The 15,753-nt window shown below is 44.8% G+C and carries 17 protein-coding genes; 7 read left to right on the top strand and 10 right to left on the bottom strand.

From position 1 onward, the window contains the following. Positions 1 to 624 carry an NUDIX hydrolase gene (locus GRFL_RS03190; protein WP_083643257.1) on the top strand — a complete coding sequence of 208 codons (624 nt, stop codon included), beginning with the start codon at positions 1 to 3 and terminating at the stop codon, positions 622 to 624. Here the strand turns inward: GRFL_RS03190 and GRFL_RS03185 are convergent. After that, a complete protein-coding gene (locus GRFL_RS03185) occupies positions 592 to 2,349 on the bottom strand; it encodes a M14 family metallopeptidase (protein WP_083643256.1) in 1,758 nt (585 codons plus the stop codon). The two genes, GRFL_RS03190 and GRFL_RS03185, sit on opposite strands and share 33 nt — an antisense overlap. Before the next feature lie 170 nt (positions 2,350 to 2,519). Here GRFL_RS03185 and GRFL_RS03180 point away from each other — a divergent pair, with 170 nt between their 5' ends. Then, a complete protein-coding gene (locus GRFL_RS03180) occupies positions 2,520 to 3,800 on the top strand; it encodes a PQQ-dependent sugar dehydrogenase (protein ID WP_083643255.1) in 1,281 nt (426 codons plus the stop codon). A gap of 5 nt (positions 3,801 to 3,805) precedes the next feature. Then, positions 3,806 to 6,076, top strand: coding sequence for a TonB-dependent receptor (locus GRFL_RS03175; protein WP_236995873.1), 2,271 nt, complete (start codon positions 3,806 to 3,808; stop codon positions 6,074 to 6,076). Here GRFL_RS03175 and coaD read toward each other — a convergent pair whose 3' ends face one another. After that, positions 6,077 to 6,529 (bottom strand): pantetheine-phosphate adenylyltransferase, encoded by a 453-nt coding sequence (coaD, locus tag GRFL_RS03170; protein WP_083643253.1) that lies wholly within the window; start codon positions 6,527 to 6,529, stop codon positions 6,077 to 6,079. A gap of 30 nt (positions 6,530 to 6,559) precedes the next feature. Then, positions 6,560 to 7,537, bottom strand: a complete 978-nt coding sequence (locus GRFL_RS03165) for a D-alanine--D-alanine ligase (RefSeq protein ID WP_083643252.1) — start codon at positions 7,535 to 7,537, stop codon at positions 6,560 to 6,562. A 104-nt stretch (positions 7,538 to 7,641) separates the two neighbouring features. On the opposite strand from GRFL_RS03165, the gene GRFL_RS03160 reads away from it, so the two are divergent. The 4 genes from GRFL_RS03160 to GRFL_RS03145 all read left to right on the top strand — a co-directional run bounded on the left by GRFL_RS03160 (position 7,642) and on the right by GRFL_RS03145 (position 10,861). Beyond that, positions 7,642 to 8,277: a PASTA domain-containing protein gene (locus GRFL_RS03160; protein ID WP_083643251.1), complete on the top strand. Its 636-nt coding sequence runs from the start codon at positions 7,642 to 7,644 to the stop codon at positions 8,275 to 8,277. After that, a complete protein-coding gene (locus tag GRFL_RS03155) occupies positions 8,264 to 9,325 on the top strand; it encodes an RluA family pseudouridine synthase (protein ID WP_083643250.1) in 1,062 nt (353 codons plus the stop codon). The genes GRFL_RS03160 and GRFL_RS03155 overlap by 14 nt, the downstream gene beginning before the upstream one ends. A 106-nt stretch (positions 9,326 to 9,431) precedes the next feature. Continuing rightward, positions 9,432 to 10,193 (top strand): peroxide stress protein YaaA, encoded by a 762-nt coding sequence (gene yaaA / locus GRFL_RS03150; RefSeq protein ID WP_083643249.1) that lies wholly within the window; start codon positions 9,432 to 9,434, stop codon positions 10,191 to 10,193. A 2-nt stretch (positions 10,194 to 10,195) separates the two neighbouring features. Beyond that, a complete protein-coding gene (locus GRFL_RS03145) occupies positions 10,196 to 10,861 on the top strand; it encodes a uracil-DNA glycosylase family protein (RefSeq protein ID WP_083643248.1) in 666 nt (221 codons plus the stop codon). 62 nt (positions 10,862 to 10,923) lie between these two features. On the opposite strand, the gene GRFL_RS03140 is transcribed toward GRFL_RS03145, so the two are convergent. From GRFL_RS03140 to trpD, 7 genes are all read right to left on the bottom strand, one after another. Further along, positions 10,924 to 11,058: a 30S ribosomal protein THX gene (locus GRFL_RS03140; protein WP_083643247.1), complete on the bottom strand. Its 135-nt coding sequence runs from the start codon at positions 11,056 to 11,058 to the stop codon at positions 10,924 to 10,926. Continuing rightward, on the bottom strand, positions 11,058 to 11,201 hold the full coding sequence (locus GRFL_RS18075) for a hypothetical protein (RefSeq protein ID WP_169833966.1): 144 nt from the start codon (positions 11,199 to 11,201) through the stop codon (positions 11,058 to 11,060). Before GRFL_RS18075 ends, GRFL_RS03140 begins: the two co-directional genes overlap by 1 nt. A gap of 71 nt (positions 11,202 to 11,272) precedes the next feature. Then, on the bottom strand, positions 11,273 to 12,043 hold the full coding sequence (trpA, locus tag GRFL_RS03135; RefSeq protein ID WP_083643246.1) for a tryptophan synthase subunit alpha: 771 nt from the start codon (positions 12,041 to 12,043) through the stop codon (positions 11,273 to 11,275). 15 nt (positions 12,044 to 12,058) lie between these two features. Then, positions 12,059 to 13,240, bottom strand: a complete 1,182-nt coding sequence (gene trpB / locus GRFL_RS03130; protein WP_083643245.1) for a tryptophan synthase subunit beta — start codon at positions 13,238 to 13,240, stop codon at positions 12,059 to 12,061. Beyond that, the gene (locus tag GRFL_RS03125) at positions 13,237 to 13,950 is read right to left on the bottom strand and encodes a phosphoribosylanthranilate isomerase (RefSeq protein WP_083643244.1); all 714 of its coding nucleotides are present in this window, start codon (positions 13,948 to 13,950) and stop codon (positions 13,237 to 13,239) included. The genes trpB and GRFL_RS03125 overlap by 4 nt, the downstream gene beginning before the upstream one ends. 16 nt (positions 13,951 to 13,966) lie before the next feature. Beyond that, on the bottom strand, positions 13,967 to 14,749 hold the full coding sequence (gene trpC, locus GRFL_RS03120) for an indole-3-glycerol phosphate synthase TrpC (RefSeq protein WP_083643243.1): 783 nt from the start codon (positions 14,747 to 14,749) through the stop codon (positions 13,967 to 13,969). Next, positions 14,749 to 15,753 (bottom strand): anthranilate phosphoribosyltransferase, encoded by a 1,005-nt coding sequence (gene trpD, locus GRFL_RS03115; protein WP_083643242.1) that lies wholly within the window; start codon positions 15,751 to 15,753, stop codon positions 14,749 to 14,751. The genes trpC and trpD overlap by 1 nt, the downstream gene beginning before the upstream one ends.

The raw sequence follows: 15,753 nt of genomic DNA, 5'->3' as shown, positions 1-15,753 counted from the left end.
ATGTATAAAGTTTTTGTGAATGATGTCCCTATAATTCTTTCGGCTGAAAAGGAAATAGATGATAAATACACCACTTTTCCTTTGAAAACAGTGAAGTTGAAAAAGGTGATCAGGAAAATCAATAAGGGGAAACTTTTATACGTACACCTCTACCATCCAAACGAAAATAAGCTGCTGAAGTTTCTTTTTAAAAAACTGAAGGTGGTAACCGCGGCAGGCGGGATGGTGAAGAATTCCAAAGACGAGATCCTCTTTATTTATCGCAACAAGCGCTGGGACCTTCCGAAGGGAAAAACTGAAAAACATGAAAGCATTCCGAATTCGGCCCTACGGGAAGTAGAGGAGGAAACGGGTGTGCAGGACCTGCAGTTGGGTGAATTTATTACCAAAACCTATCATGTTTTCAAGCGAAAGGGTAGGTTTAAACTGAAGGTGACCCACTGGTATGAGATGTACAGCGATTATGATGGGGAACTACAGCCCGAAGCCAGCGAAGGTATTGAAAAGGTAAAGTGGAAGAATTTCGAAAAGACCTGCAAGGCCCTGACGAAGTCTTACGCCAATATCAAAATGTTATTTCCGGATAAATATTTAGCGGGGCAGGCGGAAAACAGGATAGCGTAAATGCGCTTTTTCGTAGTGATCTGAATGTTTGTGCAGCCAGTCCAATTGTGAGTACCAGTTGCCTGCAAACTCACTGTCGGTTCTTTTCTTATCTTCAAATTCCTTCTTAAGATCTGGGTTATTTTGAAGTAAATCGGCTGCAATATCTTCAAAAACATAGGGTGAAAATCCTTCTTTTTGCTGCAGAACGGTGTCAAAGAAGTTCCAGTTGAAGAATGAATCCACGCCTTCTGGCTCCAGCGTTTCAATGAGATATCGCGCGCCATCCTGAAAGGTGGAGATCATGAAATCTCCTTTTCTGAAACGTATGTCTTCTGTAGTTTTGCTAACCTGTGTGTTGCTATGCAAATAATGACCTTCGTAAGCATTCTTCCCGGTTTGGAAATCTTCAATCTTATATACTTCCACCGTGATCGTGGTATCTCGTGCAAGCGGTTTCATTTTGATCTCATTCATCTTTAACCGGTCGATCACCGGCCACCAGCCCTGTGGAATAATGTAGGCACGCGGAATTTCAATTTGTTTGGAAACCTTGAAATTATCATAATATTCCACTTCTTTGGTAAAAGGCTTGCTACGATCATATTTTAGTCGCTGCTGGCCTGTTACCTCACTACTGATCATTTCTCCCTCGTAACCTTCGAATTCACGAATACTCGGGTTTTCCCGGTCAACCTCAAACTGAAGATTGTATGTTCTATCGGTCAAATATTCGCGCCTTGCCTGTTCGCGAAGATCTTTGATGACTGAAGTTTGATTCCCGGTGATCTGAAGCATGGACTTCATCAATTCATAAGTTCCCTGCACTCTTTTATCGTAAGGTTTCAGCATATGCGTTTCAACCATCATTCCCAACGTATTCCAAAGCGTGGTGTAGCCGGTTGAATAGCGGGGAGAATCCATGAACTGTGAAAAGCCTTTTTCAGGAACCTCGTTAAAAACATTTACATAAGGTGTAATATCCCAGTTCTTGGCCTTCAGGGAATCTTCTAGGGCCGGGCGTAAGGTTTCATCCAGATATTTTCCCAGGTTTCCTCCAAGTTTGTCATGCTGCGTGAACAAATGTGTCAAAGTGTACTGGTAATCGGCGCCGTTGCTCACATGGTTGTCTATGAAAACATCTGGTTTCAGGTAGTGGAATATTTCATAGAAACTCTGGGCGTTCCTGGTGTCAGCTTTAATAAAATCCCGGTTAAGGTCATAATTTCTGGCATTTCCGCGGAAACCGTATTCTTTCGGGCCATTTTGGTTGGTTCGGCTGGTTGAATTACGATTCAGGGCACCACCAATATTATAGACAGGAATGGTGGCTAGGATGACATTTTTGGGAGAAGCGATGGAATCGCCAGCCAGGTCGCGAAAGAGCATCATGGTGGCGTCGATACCGTCGCTCTCGCCGGGATGAATACCGTTGTTCACCATTAAAATGCTGTGATCTTCGCGAAGTTTTTCCAGATCGGTTTCTGCATCGCCGTCAGGATTATAAATGGCCAGGTGAAGCGGGTAACCGCTGTCTGTACTTCCAAATTCCTGGAGGGAAATGCTAGGGTAGGCATCTGCCAGTTCCTGGTAATACGCAATGACTTCGGAATAGGTTGCGGTTTCAGTTAAGCCAGATTTTTCGAACCGGGTCTCAAAATCATAATCTTTTACAAGTCGGTATTTGGATAGGTCACATGACAAAAAACTGATTGTTAGCCCCAGTATCAACCACCATTTTTTCATAAAAAAATCTAAAAAAGTTGGGGTAAACTTAATTAAAAAGACTGAGACCTGCGAATAGCGGTAAACTTATCTCCAAATTCACAATTGTTAAATATACATTAATGGAGCTGTAAAATTTCCGAAGCCTTCGGCAATCGCCTATTTTTAAATGAAAATTTGAAAGGAGAAAGATGAAAAGATTGACGCTAGCTGCGATCTTGTTAAGCTTCGGTTTGCAAGCGCAGGTAAACCAGAGTATTAGTAAAGAAAGACAGGCTGAATTAGCCAAAAGAGCACCAGATGTGGTGCAAACGACCATAGGGAAGGTTAGCCTTCCGCCGCCATACGCTACCAAACCAACGGCTAAAGGCAGTAAAATAACTGATTGGCCAGCGGGGGAAAAGCCCAAGGCACCTGCCGGTTTCAAAGTAGAAACCTTCGCTGATGATCTTCAGCATCCTCGTTGGACCTATATTGGTGAAAATGGGGATATTTTCGTAGTGGAAACTAACGACCGCCGTAAAAGTGCCAACCAGATCACGTTGTTGCGTGATACCAATGGTGACTCGAAGCCAGATGAACGCCATGTTTTTCTGAAGGATCTGAATCAGCCATTCGGAATGTTGATCCTGGACGGATATTTTTATGTGGCCAATGTAGACGAAGTGATCCGTTTTCCGTATCAAAAAGGAGCAAACTCCATTTCGGCAAAAGGAGAGCACGTGGCAGATCTTCCAGCCGGAGGATATAACCACCACTGGACCCGCAATTTACTCGCCGGAAAAGATGGGAAGAAAATTTATGTGACCGTAGGCAGTTCCAGCAATATCGGGGAATACGGTATGGACAAGGAAGAACGACGCGCTAATATCCTTGAAATGAATCCTGATGGTAGCGGAGAAAAAGTGTATGCTGCCGGTTTGAGAAACCCGGTAGGAATTGACTGGAACCCCATCACGGGAGAACTTTGGACGGCCGTGAACGAAAGAGATAATATTGGAGACAACCTGGTGCCAGATTATGTGACCAGTGTGCAGGAAGGCGGCTGGTATGGATGGCCTTACAGCTATTACGGTTCCATTGAGGATCCTCGCTGGGCAGATGATCCGCATACTGAAATGGTACAAAAAGCACTGGTTCCGGATGTTCCCGTTGGGGCACATACGGCCTCATTGGGCTTGGCATTTTATACTGAAAAAGCCTTTCCAGCCAAATATCATAACGGCGCCTTTGTGGGCCAGCATGGTTCCTGGAACCGGGCTAATTTTGCCGGTTACAAAATTTTGTTCATTCCTTTCGATAAGAATGGGAAACCACAGCAACCGGAAGATTTCTTAACCGGTTTCATCGCCAGTGATGATGCGGCCCAGGTTTACGGCAGACCGGTTGGAGTAACTGTGATGCCTGATGGATCCCTGTTGGTCAACGATGACGCCGGCAATAAAATCTGGAGAGTTTCCGCAGAAAAATAGGACTATTGAAAATAAAGATTTTAGCAGTTTTAGCAGCCATATTCTCTCTTCAGGATATGGCCGCTCAATTTATAAATGGGCAGGTAGTGAGTGCAGAAACCAGGCAACCCCTGGAAAATGTGCGTGTATTCCATGCCCAATCCAATTTACAGGTTTTTACAAACGCGGAAGGAGAATTTGAGATTAGGGCCGAAATTCCTACGAAACTTCAGTTCAGCTTACTCGGCTATACCAGCTATTCTGAAACAGTAACTGCTGAAAAGGTAAAAATTCAACTTCAGCCGGAAATTGGTCAATTATCTGAAGTTTTGATCCAGGCCGCAAATATCCCGAAATCGGTTAGAGAATTGCCAGCGTCTGTTAGTTTGATTCGTTCCGCAGAACTTTCAAAAACTGATAATTTTAACCTTGTACAGAGCTTCAACAAGGCTTCCGGAGTATTCGTAAACCAGGGTGCGCTCAACACCAATAAAATCACGATTCGTGGTATTGGCGCCCGCTCACAGTACAGTACCAACAGGATCAAGGCTTATTTGAATGGTATCCCGGTGACCACGGCGGAAGGGGAACTTACGCTGGACGACCTTGATCCCGAGATCATTGAAAAAGTGGAAATTTTTAAAGGCCCGGTTTCGTCGGTTTTTGGAGCGGGGCTTGGAGGTGCCATCAATTTGTACACAAAAGATGCGTTCGAAAATTCAGCCGGAGTGCAGTTTGATTACGGAAGTTTCCACACAAGGAAAATGGGAGCGCGTGCCGGTTTTTCTGAAAATGATCTCAGCGGGACTATCTTCCTTACGAATTTGAATAGCGATGGCTGGAGGCAGAATTCGGCTTATGAACGCTCTTCGTTTAACGGTAATTTTCAATTGGATCACACTGAAAAAACTCACTGGAACCTTTTTATTTCTGCAACCAACCTGAAGGCGTATATTCCTAGTTCGCTGAACCTGGAAGATTTTCAGAATACCCCGGAGAAAGCTGCTTTTACGTGGCGACAGGCGGCAGGTTACGAGCATTATAACCGGCAAATTGCGGGGATCTCTTTCTCGCATTCTTTTTCAGAAAAATTCAGCAATCTTTCTTCCGTGTTTTTTACGGCGAGAAATGCTTATGAGCCGCGTCCGTTCAATATTTTGGATGAAAACCGGCAGTCTTTAGGTGTGCGAACAAAATTTAATTATGAAAGTAGCTTTCTGGAGAGGCAGGCCAGTCTGAGCTTTGGAACTGAAGCGATGCGCGAATGGTACGAAACCGGAACTTTTCAAAATCTTTATGAAGAGCAGCAGGCTAATGGAAGCCTGGAGGGCGAGCGTTTGAGCCTGAATAACCAGCACCGGCAGTACCTTAATCTTTTTGCACAGGCGAATTGGATTATTACTGAAAAATTTCAGGCAGAAGCCGGTACAAGCCTGAATTTTACCGGTTATGAGCTGATCGATGATTTTGATGATTCGGTGGACCAGAGCGGAAAATATACCTTTTCCCCGGTTGTTTCGCCGCGGCTTGGAATTAGTTACGAGCTATTTGAGGAAAAGAACCTGTACGCGTCTGCCAGTCACGGTTTTTCCACGCCCAGTGTTGCTGAAACGCTTACACCTGAAGGTCTCATCAACACCGATCTTAAAACGGAAACCGGTTGGAATTACGAAATTGGCTTTAAGGGGAACTGGTTTCAGAAAAAATTATACACCGAACTGAATTTGTATTCCATCCAGGTACGAAACCTGCTGGTCGCAAGACGCGTGGATAACGACCAGTATGTTGGGGTGAATGCCGGAAAAGCCGATCATAATGGGGTGGAATTCACATCTGTTTACCAGGAAAATATAGATGAAAACTGGCAAATTCAACTTCGTCTTACGGGAAATCTAACCGATTATCACTTTGACCGGTTCGTGGACCTCGGCGAGAATTATTCTGGTAACGAGCTGCCCGGTGTTCCTGAATATTCGCTGATTCCATCGGCAGAGGTGGAATTTAAAAATTTTGGTTTCTATCTCAATTATCAGGCTTTTGGCAGGATTGCTTTGAATGACGCGAATGCGGCCTACACAGAAGCTTACCAGCTATTAAACAGCCAGCTGCGCTATTCCAATAATTTAGGGAAACTGGATTATTCGTTTAAGGTTGGCGCCAATAATTTGTTCGATGAGGCTTATGCAGCTAGTGTGGTCACCAATGCGGTGGGCTTTGGAGGTGCTTCTCCCAGGTTTTATTATCCCGGGAACCCTCGGAATTACTACGGAAGCATTAGTGTGAAATACCGATTTTGATCATTTTCTAACCACATCAGGAACCATGAATTCATAATTGCCCCCGTGGCGAATCACGTCTCGAACGACGGTGGAAGAAATGTGTGATTTTCCCGAACTCGAAATCAGGAAAACGCTGTCTATTCCTGCCATTTTAAAATTGGTTTGGCCTATTGCCTTTTCAAATTCCAGGTCCTGGCCATTTCGCAGGCCTCGAAGAAGAAATTGTGCATTTTGAGACTTACAGAAATTAACGGTCAAACCTTCATAGGTCATCACGGTCACTTTTGGTTCATTTTCATAAGTCTTTTCCAGGAAATGAAGTCGCTCTTCAAGATTAAACATATATTTCTTGCTGCTATTCGTCCCGATGGCGAGGATGATCTCGTCAAATAACGGAAGAGCCCGGTCAATAATATCGGTGTGTCCCAGGGTAAGCGGGTCAAAAGAACCAGGAAAGACAGCTTTTCTCATTGAGTTGATTTTCAGAATAAGATAAGAAAATTATGCTTTTAAGGCCGCTTCGATGGCGCTGCTGAACAATTCTGTCAAACTGATACCTGCTTTTTCTGCCTGCTGGGGCAGGATGCTTGCCTGGCTAATACCCGGCGTGGTGTTCATTTCCAGGAAATGCGGTTCGCCATTATGAAAAATAAATTCGGAACGGGTAAAACCTTTCATTTTCAGTTTGGTATAAATCATTTTTGCCAGTTCCTGCACTTTTTTCGTATCGGCTTCGGAAATTCTTGCCGGGGTGATCTCCTGCGATTTCCCAAGATATTTGGCTTCATAGTCAAAAAACTCACCTTCCGGAACAATTTCAGTTACGGGAAGTGCTGTCACTTCACCCTTGTAGGTGATCACGCCTACTGAAACTTCAGTGCCGTCCAGGAACGATTCGATGATGGCCTCGTCATCTTCTGCAAAAGCGGTTTTTGCAGCTTCTTCCAGTTCTTCCTTCGCCTTCACCTTGGTGATCCCAAAACTACTCCCGGCACGATTGGCCTTCACAAAACATGGCAGTCCCACTTTTTCCACGATTTCATCCGGATTAAGAAGATCTCCTTTATTCAGAAAATAATTTTCTGCGGTTTTGATCCCGTATGGTTTCAGTACACTGATGAGGTCGCGTTTGTTGAACGTGAGCGCCGCCTGGTAATGGTCGCAGCTGGTTTGCGGAATATTCAGCAATTCCAGGTAGGCCTGAAGGAGTCCGTTTTCTCCCGGTGTTCCATGAATGGTATTGAAAACACAATCAAAAGTGATGTTTTGATCATCAATGTTGACCGAAAAATTGCTTTTATTGATGGGATACGGCGTATCATCGGCCGCTACGACGAACCATTCGTTTTGCATGATGTGCACGCGGTACGGTTCATACAGGTCGCGGTCGAGATTTTTATAAACGATATTTCCGCTGTTGATGGAGATGCGGTATTCGCTGGAAAAACCGCCCATGGCAATGGCAATCTTTTTTTTCATATTCAATAATTGCGGTTAGGAGTCGTTAAACAAAAATATCACTAATTAGTGCACGTACCAAAATCAAAGCGTTTTATATCTTTGTCGCTTACTTAAAAACAATTATGGGTTTATTTCGGTTTATTTTTAGCAAGACGTTTCTGCTTCAGCTGGTGCTGGCGGCGGTGGTTCTTGTAGTTCTGGCCTTTTTGACGATGCAATGGCTGGATTTTTCAACCAATCAGGATCAGCGTATCGAGGTGCCAGATCTGGCAAAAATGAATCTGAATAACGTGGAAGATCGCCTGGAAGAACTGGATCTGGATTACGAGATCCTAGATTCGGCCAATTTCAATCCGGATTTTCCGAAGTATTCGGTGATCGATCAGGTTCCGGAACCGGGTAAGTTCGTAAAGGAGGACCGAAAGATTTACCTAACGCTGAACCCATCTGGATACCGAAAGGTAGAATTGCCAAATTTGATCCGGACCACCAAAAGACAAGCGGTGCCAACTCTTCGTTCCCTTGGGTTTGAAATCGGAGAGATCACCTATAAGCCGGATATCGCGGAAGATGCCGTACTGGAACTGCGCCATAATGGCCAGTTGCTGGAAGCCGGTGATGAAGTGATGAAAACTTCAGTTATAGACCTGGTTCTTGGCGACGGAAGCGGAAGATACCGGGGCACTTCAGAAGAAGAAATGAACGACGATACTAATACGGAAACACCTGAAGAAAACGAGATCGATGAATTCAGATAGGGACCAGCGGGAAGACATCGACGACGAGGGGGAGGAAGACGGCAATCTCTATGAGCATCATAAATTCACTGCGGAAGTGGGCCAGAAACCGCTTCGGGTGGATAAATACCTTATGAATTTCATCGAAAATGCCACGCGTAACAAGATCCAAAAAGCAGCAAAAAGCGGGAATATTTATGTAAATAATGAAACCGTTAAGCAGAATTATAAAGTGAAAGGCGGCGATGTAGTGCAGGTGATGTTTGAGCATCCGCCGTACGAATATTTGCTCGTGCCGGAAGATATTCCGCTGGACATCGTTCATGAAGATGAGGCTTTACTGGTCGTGAACAAACCGGCCGGGATGGTGGTCCACCCGGGGCATGGTAATTACAGCGGTACGCTTATCAACGCCCTGGTGCATCATTTTGAGAACCTTCCGAAGAACAGCAGCGAACGGCCCGGACTGGTTCATCGTATCGATAAAGATACCAGCGGACTTCTGGTTATTGCGAAAACCGAAGACGCCATGGCCAAGTTGTCCAAACAGTTTTTTGATAAAACCAGCGAACGCGAATACGTCGCGATCGTATGGGGAAATGTGGAAGAAGATGAAGGCACCATTGAAGGCAATATTGGTCGAAATCCAAAAAATCGGCTTCAAAACATCGTTTATGAAGGTGATGACGCTGAAAATGGGAAACCTGCCGTAACACATTTTAAGGTTATAGAGCGACTGGGTTATGTGACGCTGGTGTCCTGTAGGCTGGAAACCGGTAGAACGCACCAGATCAGAGTTCATATGAAGCATATTGGGCATACGCTTTTCAACGATGAGCGCTATGGCGGAGACCGAATTCTGAAAGGAACCACGTTTTCCAAATACAAACAGTTCGTAGAGAATTGTTTTAAGATCTTAACAAGACAGGCGCTACACGCGAAAACTCTTGGTTTTACACACCCTGAAACCGGGAAGTGGATGAGCTTTAATTCTGAGCTGCCGGAAGATATGGTACAATGTATCGAACGCTGGCGGAATTATGCCAAGAACCAGATCAAAGAAGAGTAATCTGGGGGGCAATAAAACGCTTCTATAAATCCATAAAGAACAAATTTCCCAGAACTTTCGGTTTTAGTGGGCTTCTTTTATCTTTGAAAGAAATAAGTGAAAAACCATGAAAATAGTCGTTTCTCCGGCCAAAACTCTTGATTACGAATCGAAATTGCCAACTACGCGTGGAACGCAGCCGCAATTTTTAGAGACAACCGTCAAACTGAACAGAAAACTTGGACGGCAAAGCAAAAAGGAAATTTCCAAACTAATGAGCATTAGTGATAAACTGGCTGATCTCAATTACACCCGTTACCAGGAATTTCAGGAAGAACACGACAAAAAGAATTCCCGCCCGGCGATGTACGCCTTCAATGGTGATGTATATACGGGCCTCGACGCCTACAGCATCCCAACTGATAAGTTAGACAAATTGCAGGATACCCTGCGAATTTTATCAGGAATGTACGGGATTCTAAGACCGCTGGACCTTATCCAGCCTTACCGACTGGAAATGGGAACGGATATCGGTATTGAGCGCAAAAAGAACCTGTACGAGGTCTGGCAAAAAAAGGTCACAGATTTTCTGAACAATGAGCTGAAAGACGATGAATTGTTCCTGAATCTCGCCAGTAATGAATACTTCAAAGCAATTGATACGTCAAAACTGAAGGTTCCCGTGGTCTCCCCAGTATTTAAGGATTACAAAAATGGCAAATTGAAGATCATCAGTTTCTATGCGAAAAAAGCCAGGGGCTCGATGGTACGTTATATCCTTGACAAAAACTGCCAAACGCTGAAGGATGTCAAAGGCTTTGATTATGATGATTACCGTTTTAGCGAGGAACATACCGAAAAGGAACACGAGCCAACCTTCATCAGGTAGATTTGGAATTTTTTCATCACAAACATCCGTACCCGCCATTCATTCCGGAAAATGCCACGAAGTTGATCGTGGGGACGCTTCCGCCGCCAAGGTTTACCAAAAGGCAATTTAAGCCCGATGATGTAGACTTTTGCTATGGAAGCAGGGATGGCTTGCTATGGATCGTGCTGGATCGAATCTTCGATCTCCACCTGAAATTTGAAAATACCGAAGAAGCTATTTTACAGCGCCAACAGTTTTTAAGGAACAGGGGAATCGGCATTTGTGACGTGGTGGAAAGTAGCAGGCGTGAGAAGATCGACGCTTCCGATCTGGGTATGCAAAAAGTGGAATTGCGGGATATGGTGAAAATTCTTCGGAAACACCCAAAGATTGAAACCTTGCTATTTACTGGCGGAAATTCTAAAAACGGACCCGAATATTTTTTCCGCCGCTATCTTCGGCAAAATCACCCGGAGATCAAACTGAAACTGGTTTCAAAAGAAGCTCCGAAAATCCATCAGTTTGTAATGGATGGCCGGCTTATCAATACTGTAAGTCTTATCGCGCCTTCCGGAACGGCCAATATCGCCGTGGGCAGTTCCGCACTCTACAAACAAATGAAAAAGAAGGACCCCAACTTCAATACGATAGACTTCCGCGTCATGCAATACCGTGAATTCTTTTAAATTTTTCAGAATTATCAGCATTAAAAAACCCCGAATTATCGGGGTTTATATTTTTTGATCAACTATTGCAGTTCTTTTCGGTCCTGCTCAGCCAGCGTAGTAGGCTTTACTTTGAATTTCTTCCGTTTCGGCCTAAGCTTTCCAGAGGTGCCGATGGCAATTTTTCCTCTTTTTGTTTTCTTATCACCCTTGCCCATTATTGCTTATTCTGTTGATCTTTAATGGTCTCGTCATTAAAATCCACCTCATTGGTCTTCTCATTCCGGTTTCCGGTAAGATTGGTAGGATTTTTTTGATCTTTCGTTCTTTCTCTGTGCTTATCTTCAATAGGTCCTCCCATAATTCGTGTTTTTTAGTTATATCACAAGATAGCCCGTTAGAAAGTAAAATACTCCTAATGCCCTGTTACAATTAGGTTAAAGGTTTCACATGATGGATGAAATGGGCAATCTTTTCGGTGCCATGTTCCTCCAGGTGTTTGATAAAAGCACTACCAATGATCGCTCCTTTGGCAAATTCGGTTGCCTGTTTAAAGGTTTCTTCATCTTTGATCCCAAAACCAACAATTTGCGGATTCTTTAGATTCATCCCATCAATTCTTCGGAAGTAAGCCCGAGTATCTTCTCCAAACCCGGAAGTAGAACCGGTCACGCTCGCGCTGCTCACCATGTAAATGAATCCGTTGGAAACTGAATCGATATAGCGAATGCGATCTTCCGAAGTCTGAGGGGTGATAAGAAAAATGTTTAGCAATCCATATTTCTCAAAGAGCGACTGGTATGCTTCGTGGAAAACATCTACCGGGAGATCTGGGATAATGAGGCCATCGATCCCACATTCCTGACATTTTTTGCAGAATTTCTCTACTCCATACTGTAGCATCGGGTTAAAATATCCCATGATGATCAACGGGATGTCTGTGCTTTTGCGAATATCCTGAAGTTGTTCAAAAAGTTTTTCCGTGGTCATGCCGTTGCGAAGCGCCTGGGTGGAACTTTGCTGGATCGTTGGGCCATCTGCCAGCGGATCACTGAAGGGAAGGCCAATTTCAATAAAATCAACTCCGTTTTTGGCCAGTTCCGTGATGATCTTTTGGGTATCGTTCATTTCCGGAAAACCCGCCGTGAAATAGATCGAAAGCAATTTTTTGTCTTCCTGAAGTTTTTGCTGAATTCGGTTCATAAAAGTTCCGCTGGTTTATAAGTTGAAAAAATCGATATACGTGTTGAGGTCTTTATCGCCGCGCCCGGAGAGGTTCACCACGACCACGTCGTCCTTCCGGAATTTCCGGCCTTCAAAAATAGCCAGTGCGTGCGAAGTTTCGATCGCCGGAATAATACCTTCCAGTTTGGCCAGTTCCAGTCCTGCTTTCATCGCGTCTTCATCAGTGATGCTGATGAATTCTCCGCGGCCGGTCTGGTAAAGGTTGGCATGCATCGGGCCTACTCCCGGGTAATCAAGCCCGGCTGAGATCGAGTAAGGTTCGGTGATCTGCCCGTCAGTAGTTTGCATTAGCAAGGTTTTGCTTCCGTGGATAATACCGGGCTTACCGAGTGCCGAAGTTGCCGCGCTTTCTCCCGAATGCACCCCTTTTCCGGCTGCTTCTACGGCGATGATTCCAACCTTGGGATTATCGAGATAGTGATAATAGGCACCTGCCGCGTTACTTCCGCCGCCCACGCAGGCCACGACAAAATCTGGATCTGTCGTTCCTTCTTTTTCTTTCAGTTGTTTTTGGATCTCTTCAGAAATCACACTTTGGAAACGCGCGACCATATCAGGGTACGGGTGTGGGCCCACCACTGAACCGATAATGTAATGCGTGTCCACCGGGTTGTTGATCCAGTCCCTGATCGCTTCGTTGGTGGCATCTTTCAGGGTTTTGCTTCCAGATTTAGCCGGGATCACAGTAGCACCGAGCATTTTCATTCGCGCGACATTAGGCGCCTGTCTTTCAATATCGATCTCGCCCATATATACGATACATTCCATACCCATAAGGGCACAAACCGTTGCGGTAGCAACCCCGTGCTGTCCGGCCCCGGTTTCAGCGATAATCCGCTTCTTGCCAAGGTGTTGTGCCATTAAGATCTGCCCAATAGTGTTGTTCACTTTATGAGCGCCGGTATGGCAAAGATCCTCCCGTTTCAGGTAAATTTTGGTCTGGTATTTTTCGCTGAGCCTGCTGGCAAAATAGAGTGGGGTGGGGCGACCCACATAATCTTTCAGTAAATTCTTAAAATCTTCCTGAAATTTTTCATCCTGCATCACCTGCAGATATTTCGAGCGAAGCTCTTCCACATTTGGATAGAGCATTTCCGGGATATAGGCCCCGCCAAAGTCTCCATAATATCCTTTTTCGTCTACCTGGTAGCTCATGAATTGATCTGTATTTTGAATTCTCTTAATTCTTTTAATTTTTTAAGTCCGGGTTTTAGCTCAAATTTACTGTTTACATCAACCGCGTAGAGCAATCCGGGTTTCCCGATGCGGTAAAAGTGGCTTTTGAGATCGGCGATCTGTTTGGCGTGTTCCGGGCCAATTCCCCCGCTGAGAAAAAATGGGGTGTTGGAAGGATAATTCTTCAGGATTTGCCAGTCAAATTCTTCCCCGTTACCACCGCGAAGCGCTCCTTTCGTATCAAAAAGAAAATAATCCACAATGCCCTCGTAAGCTTTGATAACCTGGAAACTGAAATCGGGTCCCACACTGAAAACTTTGATCATTTCAGGCGTATTTCCTGTTTTTTGAAGCGCGATCTTCAGGTCCTTACAGAATGCGGCCGATTCCTCTCCATGCAACTGTACGGCATTTAGCTGGTAACGGGCTACTCTTTCCAAGATAGCCTCCAGCGAAGCATTCACAAATACTCCGGTTTTTTTGATTTCTGATGGAATTGCGGGCATATCGCCGTCAAAATATCGGGGTGACTGGTCGTAGAAAATAAAGCCCATATAATCCGGCTGCAGTTCCGCTACCTGAAGCATGTTTCCGGGCTGGTTCATCCCGCATACTTTGAGGCTTAGGCCGGAACTCTGCCCCGAAGCCGGGGTAATCAGGGTTTTTCCTTCCATATTTTCTTGATTCATTGCTTGTGGTATTTGTCTAATCTAAGTCTTTTAAAAAGCTTTGGATCGCCCCGCCGGGATTTTCAGTTTTCATAAACGTTTCCCCAATTAGAAATCCGTCAAATCCGCTGCTCTTCAGTTTTTTGACAACTTCGGTGTCGCTCAGGCCGCTTTCGGCAACTTTCGTGAAACGATCTGGCAAATTTTTCGCCAGCCTGATCGAATTTTCAATATCCACCTCGAAGGTCTTCAGATTGCGATTATTGATGCCTATCATTTCAGCCTCGGTATGGATTGATTTATTCAGCTCTTCCTGGTTGTGGATTTCCAAAAGCACCTCCAGTCCCAGGTTTCTAGCCGTTTCTGAAAGTGTTTTTAATTCCGTTTTATCGAGTACGGCGGCAATCAACAGAATGACGTCAGCGCCATGGGCTTTGGCTTCCAGGATCTGGTATTCGTCGATCATAAAGTCCTTCCGAAGAATAGGTATTTCTACGGAAGCTCTCGCCAGCAGCAGGTCGTCCAGCGAACCGCCAAAGTATTTAGCGTCAGTAAGCACAGAGATTCCCGCGGCACCGGCCTTTTCATAAGAACTTACCACATTTTCCACACTCAGGCTCTGGTTGATGACCGATTTTGATGGAGAGCGGCGCTTATGCTCTGCAATAATGCCGAAGCTTGCCTGTCTAAGCCTGGCAGACAGCGATTGCCCCTGGCGATTAAACAGTACCGATTTTTCCAGCTGCTCGGTTGGGATCAACTGTTTCTTAAGCGAAACTTCCCGGCGTTTATCAGCGATGATCCTGTCAAGAATATTCATTATTTCTGAAAGTTTTTGCTGAGTTCCTGTAATTTCCTAAAACTGGCCAGCGCATTTCCTGATCTAATAGCTTCTTTGGCCAGTTCAAAACCTTCTTTTGGACCCAGATTCCTGGAAGTTGCAATAGCCATCCCGGCATTGGCGCAAACCACCTGTTCTTGTGGGGCTGTGCCTTTTCCGGAAAGGATATTCAGCAAAATTTCTGCAGAACTTTCAATAGATCCGCCACCGGCTATTTCCTCTTCCTTTAGAGGTTGTAGTCCAAAATCTTCCGCTTTCAGCATCTGTTCTGCATCGTTGCGGATGCATTTGGTGTCACCCGTGAGGGAAATTTCATCATAACCGTCCAAAGCATGCAAAATCGTATAATTCTTATCGGTATTTTGGTAAAGATACGCATACATTCTGGCAAGTTCGAGACTGAAAACTCCCACCAGCTGATTTTTGGGAAACGCAGGATTTACCATAGGACCGAGCATGTTGAAAAATGTTTTAACAGCAAGGCTTTTTCTAACCGGAGCAACGTTTTTCATTGCCGGGTGGAAAAGAGGCGCGTGCAAAATGCAAATATTGGCCTTTTCAATGCAATTTTTCAGGAAACCGGTATCGTTTGTAAAGGTGATTCCCAGGTGTTCCATGACGTTGGAGCTTCCACTAACTGAAGAAACCCCATAATTTCCATGTTTTGCGACCTTCACTCCAGCTCCGGCAGTCACAAAAGAGGCGGTTGTGGAGATATTGAAGGTATTTTTCCCATCTCCACCGGTACCGCAAAGGTCCACCGGTTCATATTCCGATAGGTCTACCGGAATACACAATTCCAGTAACGCATCCCGGAAACCTTCCAATTCTTCGATGGTAATGCTGCGCATCATGTAAACGGTCAAAAAAGCCGCAATCTGGGTTTCGCTATAGTGACCTTCGGAGATGTTGATAATCGCCTGTTTGGCTTCTTCCGCTGAAATGGTTTCGTGTGAAATAAGCCTATTTAGTAATTCTTTCAT

The organism is Christiangramia flava JLT2011, from assembly GCF_001951155.1.
In the GTDB taxonomy this organism is placed as follows: Bacteria; Bacteroidota; Bacteroidia; order Flavobacteriales; family Flavobacteriaceae; genus Christiangramia; species Christiangramia flava.
Note: the sequence above shows the minus strand (reverse complement) of the source record. Positions and strands in the feature narration are given on the sequence as shown.

Bases quoted from the DNA above. Each gene is read 5' to 3' on its own strand.
- GRFL_RS03160 (WP_083643251.1), top strand. From the start codon at position 7,642: ATGGGTTTATTTCGGTTTATTTTTAGCAAGACGTTTCTGCTTCAGCTG.
- GRFL_RS03190 (WP_083643257.1), top strand. From the start codon at position 1: ATGTATAAAGTTTTTGTGAATGATGTCCCTATAATTCTTTCGGCTGAA.
- GRFL_RS03125 (WP_083643244.1), bottom strand. From the start codon at position 13,950: ATGAATCAAGAAAATATGGAAGGAAAAACCCTGATTACCCCGGCTTCG.
- coaD (WP_083643253.1), bottom strand. From the start codon at position 6,529: ATGAGAAAAGCTGTCTTTCCTGGTTCTTTTGACCCGCTTACCCTGGGA.
- GRFL_RS03155 (WP_083643250.1), top strand. From the start codon at position 8,264: ATGAATTCAGATAGGGACCAGCGGGAAGACATCGACGACGAGGGGGAG.
- GRFL_RS03185 (WP_083643256.1), bottom strand. From the start codon at position 2,349: ATGAAAAAATGGTGGTTGATACTGGGGCTAACAATCAGTTTTTTGTCA.
- GRFL_RS18075 (WP_169833966.1), bottom strand. From the start codon at position 11,201: ATGGGAGGACCTATTGAAGATAAGCACAGAGAAAGAACGAAAGATCAA.
- trpC (WP_083643243.1), bottom strand. From the start codon at position 14,749: ATGAATATTCTTGACAGGATCATCGCTGATAAACGCCGGGAAGTTTCG.
- trpD (WP_083643242.1), bottom strand. From the start codon at position 15,753: ATGAAAGAATTACTAAATAGGCTTATTTCACACGAAACCATTTCAGCG.
- trpB (WP_083643245.1), bottom strand. From the start codon at position 13,240: ATGAGCTACCAGGTAGACGAAAAAGGATATTATGGAGACTTTGGCGGG.
- GRFL_RS03180 (WP_083643255.1), top strand. From the start codon at position 2,520: ATGAAAAGATTGACGCTAGCTGCGATCTTGTTAAGCTTCGGTTTGCAA.
- trpA (WP_083643246.1), bottom strand. From the start codon at position 12,043: ATGAACCGAATTCAGCAAAAACTTCAGGAAGACAAAAAATTGCTTTCG.
- yaaA (WP_083643249.1), top strand. From the start codon at position 9,432: ATGAAAATAGTCGTTTCTCCGGCCAAAACTCTTGATTACGAATCGAAA.
- GRFL_RS03165 (WP_083643252.1), bottom strand. From the start codon at position 7,537: ATGAAAAAAAAGATTGCCATTGCCATGGGCGGTTTTTCCAGCGAATAC.
- GRFL_RS03140 (WP_083643247.1), bottom strand. From the start codon at position 11,058: ATGGGCAAGGGTGATAAGAAAACAAAAAGAGGAAAAATTGCCATCGGC.